At 75.3% G+C, this 21,483-nt stretch carries 18 protein-coding genes and 1 tRNA gene; 13 read left to right on the plus strand and 6 right to left on the minus strand.

The annotated features are described in order from the left end of the window. The first annotated feature begins 29 nt into the window (after positions 1-29). Genes JOE68_RS14760 through JOE68_RS14770 form a run of 3 tightly spaced genes read left to right on the plus strand, consistent with a single transcriptional unit; the run spans position 30 to position 2,735 of the window. The gene (locus tag JOE68_RS14760; RefSeq protein ID WP_307819689.1) at positions 30-749 is read left to right on the plus strand and encodes a (Fe-S)-binding protein; all 720 of its coding nucleotides are present in this window, start codon (positions 30-32) and stop codon (positions 747-749) included. After that, on the plus strand, positions 728-2,143 hold the full coding sequence (locus tag JOE68_RS14765; RefSeq protein WP_204842919.1) for a LutB/LldF family L-lactate oxidation iron-sulfur protein: 1,416 nt from the start codon (positions 728-730) through the stop codon (positions 2,141-2,143). Before JOE68_RS14760 ends, JOE68_RS14765 begins: the two co-directional genes overlap by 22 nt. Beyond that, entirely contained in the window at positions 2,136-2,735 is a 600-nt protein-coding gene (locus JOE68_RS14770; RefSeq protein WP_204842920.1) for a LutC/YkgG family protein, read from the plus strand. The genes JOE68_RS14765 and JOE68_RS14770 overlap by 8 nt, the downstream gene beginning before the upstream one ends. Before the next feature lie 14 nt (positions 2,736-2,749). On the opposite strand, the gene JOE68_RS14775 is transcribed toward JOE68_RS14770, so the two are convergent. From JOE68_RS14775 to JOE68_RS14785, 3 genes are all read right to left on the minus strand, one after another. Then, on the minus strand, positions 2,750-3,613 hold the full coding sequence (locus JOE68_RS14775; RefSeq protein ID WP_204842921.1) for an Fpg/Nei family DNA glycosylase: 864 nt from the start codon (positions 3,611-3,613) through the stop codon (positions 2,750-2,752). 95 nt (positions 3,614-3,708) lie between these two features. Next, positions 3,709-4,143 carry a DUF983 domain-containing protein gene (locus tag JOE68_RS14780; RefSeq protein WP_204842922.1) on the minus strand — a complete coding sequence of 145 codons (435 nt, stop codon included), beginning with the start codon at positions 4,141-4,143 and terminating at the stop codon, positions 3,709-3,711. A 98-nt stretch (positions 4,144-4,241) separates the two neighbouring features. Continuing rightward, positions 4,242-5,561: a sigma-70 family RNA polymerase sigma factor gene (locus JOE68_RS14785; RefSeq protein WP_204842923.1), complete on the minus strand. Its 1,320-nt coding sequence runs from the start codon at positions 5,559-5,561 to the stop codon at positions 4,242-4,244. Between the two features lie 249 nt (positions 5,562-5,810). Here JOE68_RS14785 and JOE68_RS14790 point away from each other — a divergent pair, with 249 nt between their 5' ends. The 4 genes from JOE68_RS14790 to JOE68_RS14805 all read left to right on the plus strand — a co-directional run bounded on the left by JOE68_RS14790 (position 5,811) and on the right by JOE68_RS14805 (position 8,020). Continuing rightward, positions 5,811-6,209, plus strand: coding sequence for a DUF7674 family protein (locus JOE68_RS14790; protein ID WP_204842924.1), 399 nt, complete (start codon positions 5,811-5,813; stop codon positions 6,207-6,209). A 27-nt stretch (positions 6,210-6,236) separates the two neighbouring features. Next, positions 6,237-6,309: transfer RNA gene (locus JOE68_RS14795), tRNA-Gly, on the plus strand. 75 nt (positions 6,310-6,384) lie between these two features. Then, entirely contained in the window at positions 6,385-6,816 is a 432-nt protein-coding gene (locus tag JOE68_RS14800) for an OsmC family protein (RefSeq protein WP_204846106.1), read from the plus strand. A gap of 193 nt (positions 6,817-7,009) precedes the next feature. Then, complete coding sequence (locus tag JOE68_RS14805) at positions 7,010-8,020, plus strand: hypothetical protein (RefSeq protein WP_204842925.1); 1,011 nt, start codon at positions 7,010-7,012, stop codon at positions 8,018-8,020. A gap of 80 nt (positions 8,021-8,100) precedes the next feature. On the opposite strand, the gene JOE68_RS14810 is transcribed toward JOE68_RS14805, so the two are convergent. After that, on the minus strand, positions 8,101-9,825 hold the full coding sequence (locus JOE68_RS14810; protein WP_204842926.1) for a hypothetical protein: 1,725 nt from the start codon (positions 9,823-9,825) through the stop codon (positions 8,101-8,103). Positions 9,826-10,069: 244 nt separating this feature from the next. Between JOE68_RS14810 and JOE68_RS14815 the strand changes: the two genes are divergently transcribed. From JOE68_RS14815 to JOE68_RS14835, 5 genes are all read left to right on the plus strand, one after another. Beyond that, positions 10,070-11,224, plus strand: a complete 1,155-nt coding sequence (locus tag JOE68_RS14815; RefSeq protein ID WP_204842927.1) for a hypothetical protein — start codon at positions 10,070-10,072, stop codon at positions 11,222-11,224. After that, on the plus strand, positions 11,217-13,652 hold the full coding sequence (locus JOE68_RS14820) for a glycosyltransferase family 4 protein (protein ID WP_204842928.1): 2,436 nt from the start codon (positions 11,217-11,219) through the stop codon (positions 13,650-13,652). Before JOE68_RS14815 ends, JOE68_RS14820 begins: the two co-directional genes overlap by 8 nt. Then, a complete protein-coding gene (locus JOE68_RS14825; RefSeq protein ID WP_204842929.1) occupies positions 13,649-14,947 on the plus strand; it encodes an alginate O-acetyltransferase AlgX-related protein in 1,299 nt (432 codons plus the stop codon). Before JOE68_RS14820 ends, JOE68_RS14825 begins: the two co-directional genes overlap by 4 nt. A 105-nt stretch (positions 14,948-15,052) precedes the next feature. Continuing rightward, positions 15,053-16,201, plus strand: a complete 1,149-nt coding sequence (locus tag JOE68_RS14830) for a methyltransferase domain-containing protein (RefSeq protein WP_204842930.1) — start codon at positions 15,053-15,055, stop codon at positions 16,199-16,201. Between the two features lie 2 nt (positions 16,202-16,203). Beyond that, positions 16,204-18,591 carry a glycosyltransferase family 4 protein gene (locus JOE68_RS14835; RefSeq protein WP_204846107.1) on the plus strand — a complete coding sequence of 796 codons (2,388 nt, stop codon included), beginning with the start codon at positions 16,204-16,206 and terminating at the stop codon, positions 18,589-18,591. A gap of 225 nt (positions 18,592-18,816) precedes the next feature. Here JOE68_RS14835 and JOE68_RS31820 read toward each other — a convergent pair whose 3' ends face one another. Both JOE68_RS31820 and gmd read right to left on the minus strand, forming a co-directional pair. Then, positions 18,817-19,701 (minus strand): FkbM family methyltransferase, encoded by an 885-nt coding sequence (locus tag JOE68_RS31820; protein ID WP_204842931.1) that lies wholly within the window; start codon positions 19,699-19,701, stop codon positions 18,817-18,819. After that, positions 19,698-20,687 carry a GDP-mannose 4,6-dehydratase gene (gmd, locus tag JOE68_RS14845; RefSeq protein WP_204842932.1) on the minus strand — a complete coding sequence of 330 codons (990 nt, stop codon included), beginning with the start codon at positions 20,685-20,687 and terminating at the stop codon, positions 19,698-19,700. Before gmd ends, JOE68_RS31820 begins: the two co-directional genes overlap by 4 nt. A 378-nt stretch (positions 20,688-21,065) precedes the next feature. On the opposite strand from gmd, the gene JOE68_RS14850 reads away from it, so the two are divergent. Continuing rightward, the gene (locus JOE68_RS14850) at positions 21,066-21,440 is read left to right on the plus strand and encodes a hypothetical protein (protein ID WP_204842933.1); all 375 of its coding nucleotides are present in this window, start codon (positions 21,066-21,068) and stop codon (positions 21,438-21,440) included. Positions 21,441-21,483 lie beyond the last annotated feature (43 nt).

The following is a 21,483-nucleotide window of genomic DNA, read 5'->3' on the forward strand; positions in this document are numbered from 1 at the left end:
CCGATGAATTTGGGCGCAGAGTGTGCGCCGTGGAGAAGGTCGCGCTGTTCGCCACCTGCCTGACGGACACGCTGCACCCCGCCACGGCCCGCGCCACCACGCGGTTGCTGGAACGGCTCGGGTGCGGCGTCGACTTCCCGATGGACCAGACGTGCTGCGGACAGGCGCACTTCAACACCGGTTACCGCCAACACGCCACTGACCTGGCCAAACGCTTCCAGCGGGTGTTCCGGGGCTACGACGCGGTGGTGACGCCCTCGGGGTCGTGCGCGGCCATGGTGCGCGACGTCCACCCCCGGTTGGGCGCGGGGACGCCGCGCACCTACGAGCTGTCGGAGTTCCTGGTCGACGTCCTGAACTTGACCGATGTGGGTGCATACTTCCCCCATCGGGTGACTTATCACCCGACCTGCCACTCGCTGCGCGCGCTGGGCGTGGGCGGGAAGCCGCTGCAGCTGCTCCGGGCGGTGCGCGGGATCGACCTGGTCGAGCTGCCCCGCGCGGCCGAGTGCTGTGGTTTCGGCGGCACGTTCGCGCTCAAGAACGCCGACACCTCCACGGCGATGCTGGCCGACAAGATGCACTGCGTGCTCGGCACGGGCGCGGAGGTCCTCACCGCCGGCGACAACTCGTGCCTGATGCACATCGGCGGCGGCCTGTCCCGGCTGCGCGCCGGGGTGCGCCCGGTGCACCTGGCGGAGATCCTGGCGAGCACGGAGGAGGAGCCTTGGGCGCCCGCAACCCGGTGACCTGGCTGGGCAGCCCGGCGTTCCCGGAGGCGGCCCGCGCCGCGCTGGCCGACACCCAGCTGCGCCGCAACCTGCGCAACGCCACCACGACGATCCGGGGCCGCCGCGCCGAGGCCGTCGGCGAGCTGCCCGACTGGGAGGAGCTGCGCCGGGCCGGCGAGGCGATCAAGGACGAGGTGCTGCACCACCTGGACACCTACCTGGAACGGCTGGAGGCGGCCGTCGTGGCGCGCGGCGGCGTGGTGCACTGGGCCCGCGACGCCGCCGAGGCCAACGCGGTCGTGCGCGACCTCGTCGGGGACGCCGAGGAGGTCGTGAAGGTCAAGTCGATGGCCACCGCCGAGATCGGCCTGAACGAGGCCCTGGAGGCGGCCGGCGTGCGCGCGGTGGAGACCGACCTCGCCGAGCTGATCGTGCAGCTGGGCCACGACCGCCCGTCGCACATCCTGGTGCCCGCGATCCACCGCAACCGCGCGGAGATCCGCGCGATCTTCCGCTCGGCGGGCATCGAGGCCGACAGCGACGACCCGCGCGCCCTGGCCGAGGCGGCGCGGGCGCACCTGCGGCGCAAGTTCCTGTCCTGCGACGTGGCGATCTCCGGCGCGAACTTCGCCGTCGCCGACACCGGCTCGGTGGTGGTGCTGGAGTCCGAGGGCAACGGCCGGATGTGCCTGACGCTGCCCAAGAGGCTGATCACCGTGATGGGCATCGAGAAGGTCGTGCCCACCTGGCAGGACCTGGAGGTCTTCCTGCAGCTGCTGCCCCGCTCGTCCACGGCGGAGCGCATGAACCCCTACACCTCGGTGTGGACGGGGGTCGCGCCCGGCGACGGGCCGCAGGAGTTCCACCTGGTCCTGCTCGACAACGGGCGCTCCAGGACCCTCGCCGACCCGGTCGGCCGGCAGGCGCTGCGCTGCATCCGCTGCTCGGCGTGCCTGAACGCCTGCCCCGTCTACGAGCGGACCGGCGGCCGGTCCTACGGGTCGGTCTACCCGGGCCCGATCGGCGCCATCCTCACCCCGCAGCTGGTGGCCGACCCGCACGACGAGCAGGCCGCGTCGCTGCCCTTCGCGTCGTCGCTGTGCGGGGCGTGCTTCGAGGTGTGCCCGGTGCGGATCGACATCCCCGAGGTCCTGACGCACCTGCGCGCCGAGGTCGTGGCGGCCAGGGGCCGGGACGCCGAGTCGGTCGCGATGGCCGCCGCCGCGTGGGTCTTCGCCTCGCCCGAGCGCTACGAGCGCGCCCAGCGGCTCGGCTCGCTGGTCCGCTTCCTGGCCCGCGACGGCCGGCTGTCGCGGCTGCCCGGCCCCGGCGCGGCCTGGACGTCGTCCCGCGACGCCCCGGTGCCCGCCCGCGAGTCGTTCCGCCAGTGGTGGCGGAGGAACCGTGGCTGACGCCCGCGCGCGCATCCTGGCCGACGTCCGCGCGGCGCTGGCGGACCGCCCGCCGACGCCGCCCGTGCCGCGCGGCTACCGCCGGACCGGCGCCGCGTCGGTGGAGCTGCTGGCCGACCGGGTCGCGCACTACCGGGCCGCGGTGCGCGTCGTGGAGCCGGCCGGGCTGCTCCCGCTGCTCGGGGACGTGCTGGCGGGCAAGCGGGTGGTCGCGCCGGCGGACCTGCCGTGGGACGTGCCGGGCGTGACCTGGCTGCGCGACGACCCGCCGCTGGACGTGCGGCAGCTGGACGGGTCCGACGGCGTGCTGACCGGGTGCGCGGTGGCGATCGCCCAGACCGGGACGATCGTGCTGGACGCCGGGGCGGCGCAGGGCAGGCGCGCGCTGACCCTCCTGCCGGACCTGCACGTGTGCGTGGTGCGCGAGGACCAGGTCGTGGGCACGGTCCCGGAGGCCCTGGCCCGCCTGGACCCGACGCGCCCGCTCACGTTCGTCAGCGGCCCGTCGGCCACCAGCGACATCGAACTCGACCGCGTGGAGGGCGTGCACGGCCCGCGCTCGCTGGTCGTGGTGATCGTGCGGGCCGGCTGAGCCGCCGGGCCGGGCTACTTGAGCAGCCGCGACATCCGGCGGTCGGCGAGCGGCCGGCCGCCGGTCTGGCAGGTCGGGCAGTACTGGAGCGCCTTGTCCGCGAACGACACCTCGCGGACCGCGTCACCGCACACCGGGCACGGCAGGCCGGTGCGGCCGTGCACGCGCAGCCCCGACCGCTTCTCGCCCTTCAGCCGCGCCGCCGACTGGCCGACCGACCGCGCCACCGCGTCGGTCAGCACGCCGACCAGAGCCTCGTGCAGCCGGTCCAGCGCCTCGTCGGACAGCCTGCCGGCGGTCGCGTAGGGCGAGAGCCGGGCGGTGTGCAGGATCTCGTCGGAGTAGGCGTTCCCGATGCCCGCCACCAGGCCCTGGTCGGTCAGCGCCGTCTTTAGCCGCTCCGCGCGGCCCGCGAGCAGCCCGCCCAGCCGCTCCCGCGTCAGCGACAGCGCGTCCGGGCCCAGCCGGGCGATGCCCGGCACCTCGGCCGGGTCCGCGACGACCCACGCGGCGAGCCCCTTCCGGGTGCCCGCCTCGGTCAGGTCGAACCCCGGGCCCCCGCCGGGCGGGCCGAGGTGGACGCGCAGCGCCAGCGGGCCCCGGCCGGGCCTGGGCGGCGCGGCGGCGAGGGTGTCCGACCAGCGCAGCCAGCCCGCCCGCGCCAGGTGCACCACCAGGTGCAGCCCGTCGCAGTCCAGGTCCAGGTGCTTGCCGAACCGGGCGGCGGCCGTCACCGGGCGGCCCCGGAGGTCGGTCCACGGCGGTGTGAACGTCTTGAGGACCTGCGGCGACGCCACGTCGACCCGGTGCACGACACGTCCGACGGCGTGCGCGCGCAGGTGGTCGACCAGCGCCTCGACTTCGGGTAGCTCCGGCACCGGACCAGTGTCACCCGCGGCGGCGAACCGGTCGACCTCCGCCACCGCGCGCGACCACCCGGGCGGCGCACCGCGAGCCGTCGACCGGCGCCGGTTCAGTCGACCGGCTGCAGCGGCCCGTCGAGGTCCGGCAGCGAGTACATCTCGATCTTGCGCGCCACGTTGGCCACCTCGTTGCGCACGGTCAGGAACCCGCGCACCGAGCCGACCCACCGCTCCGGCGGCAGCTCGTCGGTCTTTTTCGACTCCGCCGCGACCAGCCACGGCCGGCGCACCGCCCACCGCGCCGGGAAGAACAGGAACACCAGCACCAGGGCGATGATCAGCCAGCCGGGCACGACGACCTGCTCGGGCGTCCACGCCACCAGGATCACGGCCATCGCGATGACGATGGCGAGCATCAGCACGCCGGGGCCCTGCCCGCCGCTCACGTCGTGCTCGAAGTCGGCGTCGGCCGACGGGTTGCGCCACTCGATCTGGCTGCGCACCGTCCACATCCGGCCGTCCGCGCCGCGCACCAGCCGCGTCATCACCGTCTCCTCAAGGCGTCGAGCGATCACTCCGCGCCTGCAACGCTACCGGCAAACCCCTGCGACCAGCGGGTGAACCCGCCGGTAGCGGGCGGTGATCAGGCGGGGTCCATGCAGGGCGGCGTCGGCCGCAGCGTCACCGTGGTGGGCGTGATCGTCGGCGTCGGCGCGACCGTGGTGCTGACCAGGGCGGTGTGCGACGGGGAGGTCGTCGCGGTGGTGGTCGCCGACGGCTCCTCCGCCGGGTCCCGCAGCGCCCGGTAGTCACCGGTGCGCGGGACCCCCGCGAACGACGGCGCGGACGAAGACGCGGACGAAGACGGCACGGCGGGCGGGGTCGGGACGACGGTCCGAGGGGGCTGCGCGACCACCGGGGGCCGCGCGCCGGTGAGGTGCACGTGCTGCGCCGGGGGCGGGGTCGGCGACGTCTCGCTGGTCGCCGTGCCGGTCGCGGTCGGCTCGGTGGAGCGCAGCGCCAGCACGGTCCCGCCGCGCGGCGCGTTCGGGTCGGGCTGGATCAGCCCGGGGCCGGGCCCGCCGGTGAACGTCCCGGCCAGCACCCCGAACAGGCCCACGGCCGCGGCGGACGCGGTGGCGGCGAACACCAGCTTCACCCGGCCGGACAGCCACGCGGCCTTGCCCAGCGCGGCCGGCGCGACCAGCGCGGTCGCGACCACCGGCACGGCGATGCCCGCCGCGTGCGCCCGCAGCGTCGAGCAGACCTCGGCCAGCTCGGCGTGCAGGGAGTTGCAGGACGAGCAGGTCCGCAGGTGCTTGCGGATGCGGCGGTGCTCCGCGCCCTGCACGCCGCCCGCCGTGTAGGTGCCCAGCTTGGCCACCACGGAGCTGCACGCGCGCGGCCCGGCGTCCTCCGCCAGGTGCGCCTGGAGGTAGGCGGCCCGCAGGCCCTCGCGGGCGCGGCGGGCCAGCGCGGCCATCGCGTTCGGGCTCAGGCCGAAGCTCGGCGCGACGGCGGCGGGCCGCTCGCCCTCCACCTCCACCTGCCACAGCACGCTGCGCCAGCGCTCCGGCAGGCTGGTGAACGCCCGCGAGATCAGCGCGTGCTCGGGGCGCGAGGCCGTCACGTCGGGGAACGGCTCGACCCGGCGGGACAGCTCCTCGTCCTCCACCGGCACGTCGCGCCGCCGCCCGCTCCACTCCCACGCCACCCGGCGCGCGACGGTCAGCAGGTAGGTCCGCACGTGGTCGGTCGGGCCGGTGCCGCGGCGGATGGCCTGCAGGACGCGGAAGAAGGCTTCGGCGGTGAGGTCGTCGGCCTCGGCGTGCTCGCGCACGTGCCGCAGGGCGAACCTGCGGACGGCGTCCGCGTGGCGGGAGAACAGCTCCCCGAACGCCGAGTCGTCGCCGGACCTGACCCTGGCGAGCAGTTCCCGGTCGAAATCGGCATCTCCGGCCATCCCGCCCGGCACCTCCCGCCCCGCCTCGTGGTCCGAGGTCAAGATGCCACAGCTGGATCGAACCGCCCCGAAGCGATAGCGACCCGATACCGAAGACCCTACGGACGGCGTGGGCCGTTCGGCGCAGCCGGGCGCGGTGCGCGCGGGGCCGGTCGCCGGCGCCGCCGGGTGACGGGGCGGTCACGGGAGGGCGTCGGCTGGTGGCGGTGGGCGCCCCGTTGGACCGTTCGACCGGTAGTGTCCTGGCACGTGGGCGATTGGCGCACAAGGGCTTCCGCCCTCCTCCCCGAGCTCGGCGCGGTCCTCGAGCGCGAGTCGTGGTCGTGCCACGTCTTCCTGTCGGAGCTGTGGCAGCTCGCCCTGGAGGCGCACCGGGACGGCGCGGAGGAGGTGCTGCGGCGGGTGTACGGGTTCGCGCACTGGTGCTTCCGGCAGCCCGAGCAGTTCCTGTCCAACGCCTCCGTCGTGAGCTTCTACGAGCACGTGTTCGACGAGTGGGAGCTGCGCGACGCGGTGGCGCCGTGGCTGCCCGCCGAGGTCGTGGACCGGGTGCGCCCGCTGTGGGAGTGGCGGTGGCCGGCGGAGCGGTTGTCCGAGGTCGACCGGCTGTTGGCGGGATCACCACCCCCCGGTCGCAACGCGGTTTGAGGCATCGGCTATAGTTCTTCGTGTCAGGCGGATGTAGCGCAGTTGGTAGCGCATCACCTTGCCAAGGTGAGGGTCGCGAGTTCGAGTCTCGTCATCCGCTCGGTGAAGAGGCCCCGGTGCACACCGGGGCCTTTTCGCATGTCAGGGATCCCACGTCGACATGGAGATTTCGCACATGGCCACCACCCGCAAGGCGACCACGCACTGGGAAGGCAACCTCCTGGAGGGCAGCGGCACCGTGTCGCTGGAGTCGTCCGGCATCGGCACGTACGCGGTGTCCTGGCCCTCCCGCGCAGAGGAGGCGAACGGCAAGACCAGCCCCGAGGAGCTGATCGCGGCGGCGCACTCGTCCTGCTACTCGATGGCGCTGTCGCACGGCCTGGCCCAGGCGGGCAACCCGCCCCAGCAGGTCGACACCTCCGCCGAGGTGACCTTCCAGCCGGGCACCGGCATCACCGGCATCCACCTCACCGTGCGGGCCGTCGTGCCGGGCCTGGACGAGGCGGGCTTCGCCGAGGCCGCCGAGAACGCCAAGCGGAACTGCCCGGTCAGCCAGGCGCTGGCGGGCACGACCATCACCCTCACCGCCGAGCTCGCGGGCGCGTGAACCCCGCGGGTGCCGGCCCGGCGGCGCGAGCGCCGGGCCGGCACCCGTGCCACGGCGGTCGCCGCGACCGCGAATCGGCGGCCTACCACGGCGGCGCGCACGACGACAACCACGACGACTCGGCCATGTGGGCTCATTTTCCGCCGATTCACCTGCCGATGACTTACGCTGCGTGGTTTGGCAAGATCAAGCCGTGACGTTCAGCCAGGAGCCTGACCAGCCCCCGCAGAGCAAGTTCCAGCCGAGCAACGACGCACCCACCCTCCGCATCAAGCCCGCCGGGTCCCCGGTGATCGCCCCCGCGAGCGCGGCACCGGCCGCGATCTCGGGAATCCTGACCACCGCGGCCATGCCGGTCCTCGCCGCGACCCCCGCCCTCTCCCCCGCCGCCACCGCGCTGAAGCCCGCACCCATCTCCGGACCCATTTCCGCGCCCATCTCCGGCGTCCTCGCCACCGCCGCCCCCGCCACCGCGGCCAAGCGCACCACGGCGGGCGACGTCCGCACCGCCCCGGCGGCCACCGTCCCGGCCCAGGCCCAGGCGCCCGCCCCGGCGGCGCCGAAGACGCCCGCGGACACGTCACCGGCCACGCCCGCCACCCCGGCCGCCGCACCGCCGACCACCGGCCGACCGGCCACCCTCGCGGCACCCGCGGACCCGGCGGCGCCCGCCACCCCCGCGGCACCCGCCGTCCCCGCGCCGTCCGCCACCCTCGCGCCGTCCGCCCTCCTCGCGGCGCCGGCGAGCCCGGCGGCGCCCACGTCCCTCACGGCGCCCACGTCCCTCACGGCGCCCACGGTCCTCACGGCGCCCACGGTCCTCACGGCGCCCACGGTCCTCACGGCGCCCGCGCCCTTCGCGGCACCCGCGAACCCGGCCGCACCGACCGTCATCGCGGCACCGGCGAACCCCGCCACCGCCGCACCGGCGATCCAGGACGCGCTCTCCCCGGCGTCCACCGCGGACGAGGCGACCAGGCCGGCGTTCCCCCCGGCCCCCTTCCACCCCGCGCCGGCCCCGACGACGGCGGTTCAGCCCACCCCGGCCCCGGCCGCGCCGCTCCAGCCCACGCCGACTCCGGCAGCCGCACCGGCACCGGCGGAACCGACGGGCGCGCAGCCGACCCCGCCCCGGCAGAAGAGCCGGCTGCGCCGCATCGCGCGCAGGATCGTCGGCCCGACGATCCTGACCAAGAGGAACTGACAGGCGGCCCCGCGCCGGGGGCCGCCCCCGGTCGCAAGTCGTCCGCCCGCCGCGGCCACTGCGGGAAGTGACGGCGCCGGTCACTTCACGGTGAACAGGACCACGTCGCCCGTTTCGGTCCGGGTCAGCGGGTAGCCGGTGGTCGGGCGGGCGGTGGTGGAGGCCCACGGGGTGCCCGCCGCGGCGGACTTCACCACCACGAGGGCGCGGATGCCGTGGCGGTCCAGCACGTCGATGCTGTGCGAGTCGGGGAAGCGCTTGGTCGCCTCGACCAGTTCCGCGTGGGCCGGGGGGAAGTTGCCGGAGTTGCCGTTCGCCAGCGTCGGCCACCCCCGCGTCGACCACAGCAGGTGGCGGAACTCGGCGGCCAGGTCCATCGGCACGACCACCATCGGCACGCGGACCTGCTCGAACACCTCCGCCAACCCCGGCGGCACGTCCGGCACGCGCGGGTGCGGTCGCACGGGCAGACCTTCGAGCAGGGTGAACGCCGCGGGCACGACCAGCGCCGCCGCCACCGGCGCCCGACGCCGCCCGCCCACCCGCCGGCCCAGCCCGGTCACCGCCCCTGCCGCCAGGAGCGACAGCAGCAGCACCGTCCACAGGACCAGCCGCCCCGGCGCGCGCAGCGCGTCCCAGCCCGGCAGGAACTCCCACAGCGGCCGGTACGTGTACGCGCCGCCCAGGACGCCCGCGCCGAGCGCCGGCACGGTCACCGCGACCGCCGCCACCGCGAGCACCACCCGCACCCGCACCGGCCACGCGCTGACGAACAGCCCGACGAACGCCGTCACCAGCAACGCCAACCCCGGGAACAGCAGGTTCTCCCACGGCGCGACCGGCGACAGGCCCGCCTGGTCGTCCAGCGCCGACCCGCCCCACAGCCACGACGAACCCGGCACGGCGAGCAGCCCGGCCGGCGGCGCGGACAGCGCCGACACCTCGCTCCACGGCCGGGTGAAGCCGTAGCGCTCGACCACCCGCAGGTACGGGACCGCCATCAGGGCCGTCACGGCCAGGAACACCGCGCCGCCGACCGCGTTCGCCAGGACGACCCGCCGACCGGACTCCCCCCGCCGCCGCAGCAGGAACAGGCAGACAACCGCCCCGACCCCCGCCATCAGGTAGAAGAACGGGATCCCGACGGCGAAGCCGAGGGTGATCTGCCACGCGCCGATCAGCCAGCCCGCCAGCACCCAACCGGGCCGGGCCGCCCGCGGTCGCGCGCCGGGGCGCAACGCGTACCCGTGGCCCCGGGCCAGGGCGAACAGGGCGAGCGCGATGCCGCCGGTGGACAGGACGTTGAGGTGCCCGCCGTGCGCCAGCCGCCACGGCGCCCACGCGGCCGCCGCGCCGGCCAGCGCCGCCGCCTGCCAGTTCCCGCCCAGCTGCCGGACCAGGAAGTACGCGCCGATGAACGCCAGCGCGCAGGCGAGGAGGTAGGCCGTGTTGTACCGCAGCACGGCCGCGTGCGGGCCGTCGCCGAACAGCAGGGCCAGCGGGGAGTAGCCGAGCAGCGAGTCGGAGAACGCGAAGGCGTCCTGCGCCGGGAAGAAGCTGTTCGCCGTCCAGAAGTCGCCGCCCCGGGTCAGGAAGCGGCGGTGCCAGGCGAGCTGCCAGGTCTGCAGCAGCGGGTCGCCCAGGTCGGCGGCGACGGTCGTCCGGGGGTGGCGGATCAGCGGCAGGTTGAACGCGGCGGCCAACGCGAACCCGAGCAGCACGACCAGGACGGGCTCCCGGCGCCACCACCGCGGGCGGGCGGGCGCGGCGGGCGCGGACCGCGCGGGGAGGGACTCGGTGATCAACGTTTCCTCCCCGGCGGGCCACGCCCGACGACCGGCGCTGCGGCGCAGCACGATACCCCGCAGCGATCATCAGGCGTTAGTCCGACCAGCCGTGCGCATTGCTCCACATGCAGCAGGAAACCGCACTGGTGCCGGGAGGGTGCGGAGGGGTGACGGCAACGACAGCATCACAAGTGCCGGATGCCCGAAACCCCCGCCGGGGCATAGGCCACAATGGCGGTCGCGTGCGACTTTGGAGGGGCGGATGGCCTGGCAAGAGGACCTGGCGGAGCTGGACAGGACGTTGGCGGAGGGTCGGATCAGCGCCGACGAGTACCGCAAGCGTCGTGACGAGCTCCTGGCTTCCGCCTCGGGCGCCGGCCCGCAGCAGCAGCAGCAGCAGCCCCAGCAGGGCAACGGCCCGTTCGGCGCGCCGTTCCGGTGGGAGGCGTCCCAGCCCGGACCGCCGAACCCGGAGGCGACGCAGGTCGTGAACACCGGCCAGCCGCCGGCGCCGCAGAACCCGAACCCGGACGCCACCCAGGTGGTCCCCGGCCGGCGCGGCGGCGACGCCGACCGCACCCAGTACGTGCGCCCGGTCGCGCCCCCGCCGAACCCGAACCCGAACCAGCTGCCGCCGCCGCCCCAGCAGGGCGGCTGGGGCGGCGGCCCGCCGGTCAACACGCCGCCGTGGGGCAACGACCAGGGCTTCGGCGTGGTCGGCGAGCAGTCGCCGAGCTGGATCGCCCAGGGTCCCGAGGTGTTCGACGAGAGCGGTGGCGGCGGCGGCAAGAAGTGGCTGGCGATCGTCGGCATCGTGGTGGTGCTGGCCCTGGTCGGCGGCGGCATCTGGTTCTTCACCGCCGGTTCGGGTGGCGGGCAGGCCGCGCAGACCACCGGTCAGACCGCCAGCGCCGCGCCGACCACGACGACCACCAAGCCCAAGGACGGCCTGGAGGTCGCGAAGCTGCCCGGCGTGTCGCAGGACCAGTCGGGCGTGAAGAACTTCGCCGACGTCGTGTCCGCGAAGCTCCTCACCGCCGACGAGAACGCGGCCTTCGAGGCGGCCGGCGCGGGGCGCTGCCGGCTCGGCGGCTCCGTGGTGACCGGCGGCTCGATCTTCACCCAGGTCCTGACGGTGCGCACGAACGGCGCGGTCGAGGCCAAGACCGCCCGGGACGCGCTGGGCGTGCTGCAGTCGAAGTTCAAGATGGAGCCCTACACCGGCACCGTGCCGACGGGCGTGACGGCGTTCCAGGTCGCCCCGAACGGCGAGAACCTCGGCGCGGTGCGCGCGCACTACGTGTCGAAGGACGTCGTGGTCCGCGTGCAGGTGGCGGGCAAGGACGCGGCGCAGATCGCGAAGACCTTCGACCAGGTGCTCAAGGACCAGCTCGAACAACTCGCCGCGGATGCCTGACCGGCGGGTCGCGGCGAGCACGGTAGTAGTCGGCGGCGGGCCGGGCGCGGCGAGCGCCCTGGCCCGCTCCTACCTGGACCACCACCCCGACCACGCCTTCGTCGTCCTGGTCGCGGACGCCTGGACCGCGCCCGGAGGGCCCGGGGGCGCGACCCCCGGCGCCGGACCGGTCGCACCGGGCCCGACGCCCGACGCCGCGCGCGAGCCGCGCTTCGCGCCGGGGCGGGTCACCGTCCTGGCCGCGGGCGACCTCGGGACGCCGGCCGACGAGTACTTCCTGATGGCGACCTGCGGCACCGCCGCCGAGCTGGTCCGGGCCGCCGCGCCGCTGCTGGTCCGCCGCCTGCTCGGCGCCCACGACCTCGTCGTGCACCTCGCGGCCGGCACCGCGGTCCGCGGGCCGCTGCCCGACTTCGGCGCCGGCCTCACGCTCGTGCCCCGGCTGCTGGCCCCGCTGCCCGACGACGGCCGCCACCCGCGGCACGTCGGCGGGTTCACCGAGAACTTCGTCGCGGTCGGCCGGGACGCCGCCGGGTTCGTCGACTTCTGGGCCGACCGCACCCGCGCCGACCTGCTCGCCGAGACCCCGCGGGGCTGGGCCGCCGACGCCGCCGCCCTGTTCGCCCACCACGTCGCGCGCGACCCCGGGCTCGGCGTGGCCGCCTGGAACCTGCACGAGCGCGAGCCCTCCGCCGCCCGGCTGGTCGACTTCACCGGCCACGACCCCGAGCAGCCCTGGCTGGCCGCCCGCGGCCACGACCGCGTCCTGCTGTCCGAGCACCCCGGCTGGCGGGAGGTCTACGCCGCCGCGCCGCGCACCGCCGCCCGCTCGGCGTTCGACGCGTTCGGGGCGGACGCCGAGCCGATCACCCCGGTGATGCGCGCGGTGGTCAGGGACGCCCTGCGCACCGCCGCCGAACCGGACCCGCTGGGCGCCCGCCCGGTGGACCCGCCGCCGCACCCGTTCGACGGCGACGGCGGCGCGTTCCGGGCCTGGCTCACCAGCCCGGCCACCCCCGCCGAGCGCGCCTCCGGGATGAACCGCCTGCTGCACGGCCTGTGGCGGTCCCGCGTCGACCTGCGCGTCGCGTTCCCCCACCCGCTCGACGCCGCCGACCCCGGTTTCCGCGACTGGTGCGCGCGGCACGGCGTCCACGAGGGCGTGCCGACCTGGGCGCTGCCCGCGCCGCCCCGCGGGGTCGCGCCGCCCACCGCCGCGTTCGGCGTCAACGTCGCCGGCTACCACACCGCCGAGCTGGGCATCGGCGAGATGGGCCGGGTCCTGCTCGGCGTGGTGGCGGCGGCCGGCATCCCGCACGTGTCGGTGGTGGAGGAGCAGTCGGTCCTGGGCACCGCCCGCACCGGGGTCGCCGCGCCGGCCTCGGTGGGCCGCCCGGTGCACCCGATCAGCCTGATCACGGTGAACGGCGACTTCACCCGCGCCCTGCTGGAGGCCGACCCGGAGGTGGGCCACGGCCGGTACCGGATCGGCCTGTGGGCGTGGGAGCTGGCGGAGTTCCCGCCCGCCATGCACCACTTCGACCAGGTCGACGAGGTGTGGACGGTCAGCGACTTCGTCCGCCGCGCCGTCGAGCCGCACTCGCCGGTGCCGGTGCGGACCGTGCCCGTGCCCGTGGTCGAGCGCGCCGCGGCGCACGACCGCCCCCGACGGCCGGGCGAGCCGACCGGCTTCCTGTTCGCGTTCGACTTCAACAGCACCGCCGGGCGCAAGAACCCGTACGGCGCGGTGACCGCGTTCCAGCGGGCGTTCCCCGGCCGGACCGACGTCGAGCTGGTCGTCAAGTCGACGAACGCCCACCTCCACACGGCCGCCGCCGAGCGGCTGCGGCTGATGGCCGCCGACGACCCGCGCATCACGCTGGTCGAGCGCTACCTGGGCGCGGACGAGCTGGCCGCGTTGTACGCGCGCAGCCACGCCTACGTGTCCCTGCACCGCAGCGAGGGCTTCGGGCTGACCGTGGCCGAGGCGATGATGCGGGGCCTCGCGGTGGTGTCCACCGACTACGGCGGCACCACCGAGTTCGTCACCGCCGACGTCGGCTGGCCAGTGCCGCACACCACGACCCGAGTCGGTCCGGGCTGGCCGCCGTACCAGCCGGACGCCCACTGGGCCGACCCCGACCTGGACGCCGCCGCGACCGCGCTGCGGGAGATCGCCGACGACCCGGTCGAGGCCCACCGCCGCGGCCTCGCCGCCCGCGAGCACCTGCTGCGCACGCGGTCGCCCGAGGCCACCGCCGCGTGGCTGCGCGAGCGGCTGGCCGAAGCCCACCGCACGTGGCTCGCGCGCACCGCGCCGCCGCGCCGGCCCCCGCTGGTCCGCGCCGCGCGCCGGGTGCTGGGCCCGGCGGCCGGCCCGATCCGCCACGCGCTGGGCCGGGTGGAAGCCATACTGGACCGGCGATGACCGCCCACGAGGAGCACCGCCCGGAGGCGGCCCGGCCCGTCCTCCCCCCGGTGCACGAGTCCCTGCTGCCCTCCGAGCACGCCCTGCACCGCCCCCGGCACGGTGCGACGCAGCGCCTCTCGCTGGTCTGCGCGGTGGTGTTCCTCACGCTGCCCGCCGTCGCGTTCGCGCTCGGCGTGCGCCCGCGCGAGTTCGAGAACCGGGCGCTGACGGAGTTCCCGGGCATCACGGAGATCAGCCGGCTCCAGGGCTGGGCCAGCGACCACCTGCCGCTGCGGGAGCAGGCGATCGCGCTCTACGACGGCATCAGCCGCGCCGTGTTCGGCGAGCCGCCCGCGCGGCCGAAGGCCGACCAGGGCGGGCCGCCGATCCCGACCGAGACGAGCAGGCAGCCCGGGCCCAAGCGCCCGCCGGTGCCGTTCCCGGACGTCGTGGAGGGCACGAGCAGCTGGCTGTACCTGGGCGAGGAGCTGTCCAGCCACTGCAACCAGGCGGTGCCCACCGACGAGGTGGTGCGGCGGCTGCGCGCCCTGCGCGACGGGGTGACCGCGTCCGGCCGCCGGTTCGTCGTGGTCGTCGCGCCGGACAAGGCGACGCTGTACCCCGAGCACCTGCCCGCCGACCTGCCCGGCCGGGAGTGCCACCGCGAGGTCGTCGACGAGTTCTGGGCGGCCGTGTCCGGCGAGGACTACGTGCTCGACGTGCGCGAGGACCTGGAGGACTGGGGCGAGCGGCTGGGCGCCCCCGTGTACGGGCCGGTCGACGCGCACTGGGGCGAGGAAGGCGGCGTGGTGATGGCCCGCCGGGTCGCCGAGGCGCTCCAGCCCGGCATCACCGCGTCGTGGCGGGTGGACGAGGGCCCGGCGTGGCAGGCGGCGGCCGACCTCCCGCCGCTGATCGGTCGCACCGGCACCACCACCGGCCTGTCCTACGCGATCCGCCCCGACGGCAGGACCAACCAGACCCGGGACGCGCCGCGCGAGTTCACCACCCCGGTGCGGCTGACCACGGCCACCGGGCCCGGCACCTACCAGCCCCGGGTGGGCTTGCTCGGCGACTCCTTCACCATCCGCAGCACCAAGTACCTGGGCAGCGCGTTCCGCGACGTGACGATCGCGCACCTGAGCGGGCTGGCGCCGGACCGCGGCCGGTCGCTGGGCCGGGTGCTGGGCGAGAACTCCGCCGTCGTGGTCGAGGTCGCCGAGCGCAGCCTGGTCAACGGGACCCTGGGCCTGCTCAACCCGGTCATCGTGGACAACCTGGTCGCGGAGCTGAAGGCCAGGCCGATCCGCTGAACGGCCGGTTGCGGCGATCGGCGCCGAGCGGTACCGCGCCTGCCCTAGACTTCGACCAGCCGCTCTGCCGGCGCCCCCGCCCGCACCCCTGTCGTTGGACGGTCCATGTCGCAAGCACGCCTGGCCGATGCCATCATCCGCCTGGAGAAGCACCGCAACCTCAACCTGCCGCTGCGCTCGCGGGACCTGCTCGGCAGGTTCCTGCTGCGCCTGCTGTGGAAGCGCCAGCTCAAGTGGCAGGTGGACTTCAACCTCGCGGTGCGCGACGCGGTCGACGCCCTCAGCCAGGGCGGCGGCAGCGCGGGCGGCGGCAGCGCGGGCGGGCGGGACGACGACCTGGCCGGCGAGGTGGAGAAGCTGCGCGCCGCCGACCAGAACATCATGGCCGGCCTCAACCAGCGGCTGTACGCGGCGATCGGCGGCATCCGCACCGAGGTGACCGACCTGCGGCTGCGGCTGGTCGACCGGGAGACGGCGGCCGACGACGTCGCGGACCGGCTGGACCGGATCGAGCGGCGGCTGGCCGAGCTGGACTCGGCCGCGCTGGACACCCGGCTGCGGCACGCGCAGCTCGACCTGTTCCTGGACCAGGCGCGGGCCACCGCGCCGCAGGTGGAGGTCACCGCCGCGCCGGACCGCTCGGCGGCGCTGGAGCTGCCGGTGGCGCACCTGCTCGACGGGCCGGTGGACCGCACGCGCACCGCGCGCGCCGCCCACCTGCCGGTGGTGCGGGCCGCGCACGGGCCGGTGCTGGACGTGGCGCCGGGCCGCGGCGAGTGGCTGGAGGTGCTGCGGTCGGCGGACGTGCCCGCGTCCGGCGCGTCGCCCAACCCGTTCGTCGTGAAGCACTGCGCCGAGCTGGGCCTGGCCGTGGCGGAGGCGGACCCGCTGGACGTGCTGGCGCGCACCGACAAGCGGTCGCTGGGCGCGGTGACGGCGTTCCGGTTCGCCGAGCGGCGGGACGCGGCGGCGCTGTCCCGGTTCTTCGACCTGGCGGGCCAGGCCCTCAAGCCGGGCGGCGTGCTGCTGCTGGAGACCGTCGACCCGGACGGGCCGGGCATGGCCGACTTTCACGTCGACCCGTTCGCGCGCCGGCCGGTGCACCCGACGTTCCTGCGGTTCCTGGCCGAGGTCGCCGGGTTCTCCCGGGTCGAGGTCCGCCACCCCGAGGCCGGCCCGCTGGACGGCGGGTCCGCGGCGTCGGGCGCGGACCCGGCGCGCGCCGGCCGGTACTACCTGCTCGCGTGGGTGTGACGATGCGGGTCGGCATGTGGAGCCCCCTGCCGCCCGAGCGCAGCGGGATCGCGGACTACACCTACGAGCTGCTCGGGCCGCTGGCCGACGAGGTGGCCGTGACGGCGGTGACCCGCTCGGCGCGGGCCACCGCGCCGGTGCCGCTGGTGGGCCCGGCCGAGGCGAGCGGGCTGCCGGTCTACCAGATGGGCAACCACGCGGGGGTCCACTCGTGGATCTACCGGCAGGCGCTGGCCGTGCCGGGCGTGGTCGTGCTGCACGACACCTCGCTGCTGGACTTCGCCCAGGGCTACCACGGCGGGCTGGGCTCGCCGGAGTTCTACGCGGAGGTCGCCTTCGCGCACGGCCCGATGTGGGGCGACCCGCAGGACCCGGCGCTGCTCGGCGGGTGGCCCGCGGTCGAGGCCGACGGGCCGCGGCACCTGGACGCGATGACGCTGACCATGGAGCGGCGGCTGGTGTCGGCCAGCCGCGGCGTCATCGTGCACGACCCGTACTCGGCCGACCGGCTGCGCGCGCGCTACCCCGGGCTGCCGGTGTCGGTGGTCAACTCCGGCGCGCCGGTCCGCGACGACGCCGACCGGGCCGCGGTGCGCTCCCGCTTCGGGTGGACCGACGACCACGTGGTGTTCGGCGTGTTCGGCGGCTTCAACCGGATCAAGCGCATCCTGGTCGTGGTGCTGGCGTTCGCGCAGGTCCGGCGGCGGTGGCCGAACGCCCGGCTGCTGATCGCGGGGCACGTGGACTACCCGGACGTGCTGGCCGACGTGGAGCTGGCGCTGGAGCAGTACGGGCTGCGGCACTCGGTGCGCATGGAGCTGAGCCCGGCCAAGGGCGACTTCGAGCGGCTGATCGGCGCGACCGACGCGGTGGTGAACCTGCGCTGGCCGACGGCGGGCGAGACCAGCGCGGTGATGATGCGGGCGTTCGGCGCGGGCCGGCCGGTGATCACCAGCGACCTGCCGCAGAACCGGCACTACGACGAGGCGTTCTGCTGGCGCGTGCCGACCGAGCCGCGCGCCGAGGCCGAGGCCCTGGCGGCGCTGCTGGAGCGGGTCGTCACCGAGCCGGGGGTGGCGCGGACGGCGGGCGGGCTGGCCCGCGACTGGGTGGCCCGGGCCGCGTCCTGGCCGGAGGTCGCCCGCCAGTACCGGGAAGCGCTGGAGGCCGCCGCCGACGGGGCCCACGCGCCGGAGGCCGTCGACGGGCCCGCGCGCAAGCCGGTGGAGGTGGTCGAGCGCTCGGCGCCGGGGGTGAACCTGTTCGCCGACACGCGGGCCACGACCGGGCTGTCCGAGTCGTTCCGGCGGGCCGGCACGGCGCTGCTGGGCACCGACGTGGGCCTGACCTACACGGAGTTCAACTCGCGGGCGCCGGTGCGGACCGTCACGCCGCCGCGCGCGCTGACCGAGCTGCGGGGCGGCAAGGACTACCCGGTCGACCTGTGGATGGTCAACCTCAACGAGTTCCAGCTGATCCCGGACGGCTCGCTCGACCGGTACACGATCGCGCTGTGGGCGTGGGAGCTGCCCGAGATCCTGGACTACACCCTGGTGCAGCTGCCCCGCCTGGACGAGCTGTGGGTGGTGTCGTCGTTCGTCGGCGACGCGTTCCGGACCGTCACCGACATCCCGATCACCGTGGTGCCCAACGTGGTGCCCGAGGTCGACGCCGCGCCGGACCGGGCGCGGTTCGGGCTGGCGGAGGACGCGTTCGTGGTCCTGTTCACGTTCAGCTCCTCCTCCAGCGACGCGCGGAAGAACCCGTGGGGCGTGATCGAGGCGTTCCGCCGGGCGTTCCCGCCGCACGAGCGCGGCGCCCGCGCGCACCTGGTGATCAAGGCGGTCGACCTGGACATCTTCCCGCTGATGGCGACGGCGCTGGCGGACGCGGTGGCGGCCGTCGGCGGCACGCTCATCGCCGAGGACCTGACCCGGTCGGAGATGGACTCGCTGCTCGCGTCGTGCGACGTCTACGCCTCGCTGCACCGCTCCGAGGGCTACGGGCTCGGCATGGCCGAGGCGATGGTGCTCGGCAAGCCGGTGGTGGCCACCGGCTACGGCGGCAACACCGACTTCATGCCGCCCGGCGCGGCGGCGACCGTCGGGTACGACATCAGGCCGATCACCGCACGGGACCACCGGTACGACAACCGGTTCGCCGACTGGTACCGGCCCGGCCAGCTGTGGGCGGAACCGGACGTGGCGCAGGCCGCCGCCTGGCTGCGCAGGCTGGCCGACAGCCCGGGGCTGCGGGCGCGGATGGGCGCGCGGGCCCGGGAGGCGATCCGCGCGCACAGCGGCGAGGAGGCGGTCGGCGCGGTGATGCGCGACCGCGTGCACCGGATCTACCGCGAGGGCCTGCACCTCGGCGGCGTCCACCGCAAGTAGTCGCACCTGGCGCGGGGGCGCCTCCCGTGAGGGGGGCGCCCCCGCGTTCCCGGTCGACGGCGTCCCGCGCACGGGCGAAGACGGCCCCGGATCAGCGGCGTCCCCGCACGGGCGAAGACGGCTCCCGGTCAGCGGCGTCCCGCGCACGGCGGCCCCGACCGGGCGGCCCCGACCGGGCGGCGACGGGCGCGCCGGCGGCGGTCCGCCGGGCGCGGCGTCCCGCGCTCAGCCGTGCTCCAGCTCCACCAGGCGCGCTTCCAGCGCCGCCACCCGGCGGTGGGCCCGGCCGAGCCGGCCCTGCGCCTCGTGCAGCGCGCCCCGCAGCTCCTCCAGGTGCGCGGCGTCCTTGACCCGCGCCTCCTGCGCCTCGCGCACCGCGTCCTCCAGCCGCCGGATGTAGCCGATCTCGGCCACCCGCACCGCGTGCCGGTCGGCGAACTCCGCCCGCACGTACTGGTCGAACACGTTCGCGGGCGCGGCGAGCACCGCCAGCGCCTCCGCGTCGTCGGCCGACGCGTAGAACCGGTTCAGCCCGTCGAACAGCGCGCACCGGTAGCCCGCCGCGAGCATCAGCGGCTCCCAGCCCTCGTGCGCCGGGGTCGGCGAGCCGGGCGCGGTGGCCTCCACCACGACGACGCGCGGCCGGTGGCGCGCCCAGTCCGCGCCCTCCAGGACGGCCTGCTCGCCGCCCTCCACGTCGACCTTGAGGAAGTCGACCGGCCCGGGGTGCTCGTCGAGGACGTCGGCGAGCGTGCGCACCTCGACCTCGACCTCCTCGACGGCCAGCTCCGCCCGGTAGGCGGCGGCGAGCGAGGCGTCCAGGGTGGACCAGCCGGACCGCTCCGGGACCAGGTGCAGCGTGGCGGAGCCGGCCCGCGCGCCGAGGGCGACGGCGAGCGTCACGTCCTGCGGCCTGGCCTCGCGCAGCCGGCGCGCCTGGTCCGGGATCGGCTCGACGTTGACGCCGCGCCAGCCCAGGTCGTAGAAGTGCTTGGTGACCGAGTCGTGGACCGCGTCGGCCGCGCCGACGTCCACGTACCGGCCGGTGGTCCGCCCGTGGAACAGCCGGGCCAGCACGACGTCCTCGCCGTTCTGCGCGTAGGAGATCACGACAGGCCGGCCTTGCGGGCTTCCGCCGCCAGGTCGCTGTCGACCATCATCGCGACCAGGCCCGCGAAGTCGACCTCCGGCTTCCAGCCGAGCTTCTCGCGCGCCTTGGAGGCGTCGCCGACCAGCAGGTCCACCTCGGCGGGGCGGAAGAACCTCGGGTCCTGGGTGACGTGGCGCTCCCAGTCCTCGATGCCCGCGTGGGCGAACGCGGCGGCCACGAAGTCGCGCACCCGGTGCGTCCGGCCGGTCGCGATGACGTAGTCGTCCGGCTCGTCCTGCTGCAGCATCTGCCACATGGCCTGCACGTAGTCGCCGGCGAAGCCCCAGTCGCGGCGCGGCTCCAGGTCGCCGAGCACCAGCGAGTCCTGCAGGCCGAGCTTGATCCGCGCCACCGCGTTGGTGATCTTGCGGGTGACGAACTCCATCCCGCGGCGCGGCGACTCGTGGTTGAACAGGATGCCCGAGCAGGCGTACAGGCCGTAGCTGTCGCGGTAGTTGACCGTGATGTCGTGGCCGAACACCTTGGCCACGCCGTAGGGCGAGCGCGGGTAGAACGGGGTGGTCTCGCGCTGCGGCGTCTCCCGGACCTTGCCGAACATCTCCGAGCTGGACGCCTGGTAGAACCGGATCGGGTTGTCGGTGCTGCCGCCCGCCATGCGGATGGCCTCCAACATGCGCAGCACGCCCAGGCCGGTGACGTTCGACGTCAGCTCGGCCTGCTTGAAGCTCAGCGCCACGAAGGAGATGGCCGCGAGGTTGTACACCTCGTCCGGTTGCGTCTGCTCGACCGCGCCGATCAGGCTCGTCAGGTCCTGGAGGTCGGCGGAGACCACCTCGACGAACGGCAGCTCCTGCTGCACCAGCTCCGCTCGCGGGTTGTGCTGGCCCTTGACCAGGCCGAAGACCTCGTAGCCCTTGCCGTGCAGGAGTTCGGCCAGGTACCGGCCGTCCTGCCCGGTGATACCGGTGATCAATGCACGCGCCACCGCGCAAGGATAGCCGCGGGGACGTGCCCGGCCTCACCCGATCCGGCAAGGCCGCCCCCGCCGGCGGTTGGTCCGGGCGATCACGGGCAACCCGTCGGCCGTGCGACGCGTCCTCCCCGATGACTTCCCGCCCCGACCGAGTGGAGACCCGGATGTGGCTTGCTGTGAGCCTGGTCACCTTGGGAGCGGTCGCATTTTCACTGCGCACCGTTCAGGTCCTGCGGTGCGCATCAAAAACACCCCGGGATCGCCGTTGCTTTGGCACAACGACTTCCACCTAGACCCTATGGGGGATTGTGCGGTTGCCGTACGATCCTTTTCGGGTCGCATGGGCGACCGGTACCTGCTAGGGGACCTCACAACAGAGGTAGGTGCGTCATGGATCTCGCACTGAGCAAGGTCATCGAGCTCCGCGAGAGCGGTTTCCAGTTCCTCCACCTGCGGGACGAGGGCGGGCAGCTCGACCGGATCATGGCCTTCAAGCAGCGCCGGGGCTTCATCGACTCGATCCTGTTCTGGTCCGAGACGGAGGCCCGCGCGGGGCGCCTGCCCGCGGTGCGGGACAGCACGCGGGCCGCGCAGGCGGTCTGGATCTACGAGGGCCCGCTCGTCGAGGCGGTCGACCGGCTGCTCGACCTGCCCGAGCCGGGCGCCCGCAACGCGCCGACGCTGATGAAGCGGACGGCCTCCGACCTGGCCGTCGTGACGACGCTGCCGTTCAAGCTGAAGCTGCCGCCGGGCGCCATCGCCTGACCTCCCCCGGCACCACCCCAGCCCCGCGCGAGTGCGCGGGGCT

It is taken from the genome of Saccharothrix algeriensis, from assembly GCF_016907655.1.
GTDB lineage: Bacteria > Actinomycetota > Actinomycetes > Mycobacteriales > Pseudonocardiaceae > Actinosynnema > Actinosynnema algeriense.

Bases quoted from the DNA above. Each gene is read 5' to 3' on its own strand.
- JOE68_RS14780 (WP_204842922.1), bottom strand. From the start codon at position 4,143: ATGACGCGGCTGGTGCGCGGCGCGGACGGCCGGATGTGGACGGTGCGC.
- JOE68_RS14785 (WP_204842923.1), bottom strand. From the start codon at position 5,561: ATGGCCGGAGATGCCGATTTCGACCGGGAACTGCTCGCCAGGGTCAGG.
- JOE68_RS14825 (WP_204842929.1), top strand. From the start codon at position 13,649: ATGACCGCCCACGAGGAGCACCGCCCGGAGGCGGCCCGGCCCGTCCTC.
- JOE68_RS14800 (WP_204846106.1), top strand. From the start codon at position 6,385: ATGGCCACCACCCGCAAGGCGACCACGCACTGGGAAGGCAACCTCCTG.
- JOE68_RS14835 (WP_204846107.1), top strand. From the start codon at position 16,204: ATGCGGGTCGGCATGTGGAGCCCCCTGCCGCCCGAGCGCAGCGGGATC.
- JOE68_RS14815 (WP_204842927.1), top strand. From the start codon at position 10,070: ATGGCCTGGCAAGAGGACCTGGCGGAGCTGGACAGGACGTTGGCGGAG.
- JOE68_RS14820 (WP_204842928.1), top strand. From the start codon at position 11,217: ATGCCTGACCGGCGGGTCGCGGCGAGCACGGTAGTAGTCGGCGGCGGG.
- JOE68_RS14850 (WP_204842933.1), top strand. From the start codon at position 21,066: ATGGATCTCGCACTGAGCAAGGTCATCGAGCTCCGCGAGAGCGGTTTC.
- JOE68_RS14830 (WP_204842930.1), top strand. From the start codon at position 15,053: ATGTCGCAAGCACGCCTGGCCGATGCCATCATCCGCCTGGAGAAGCAC.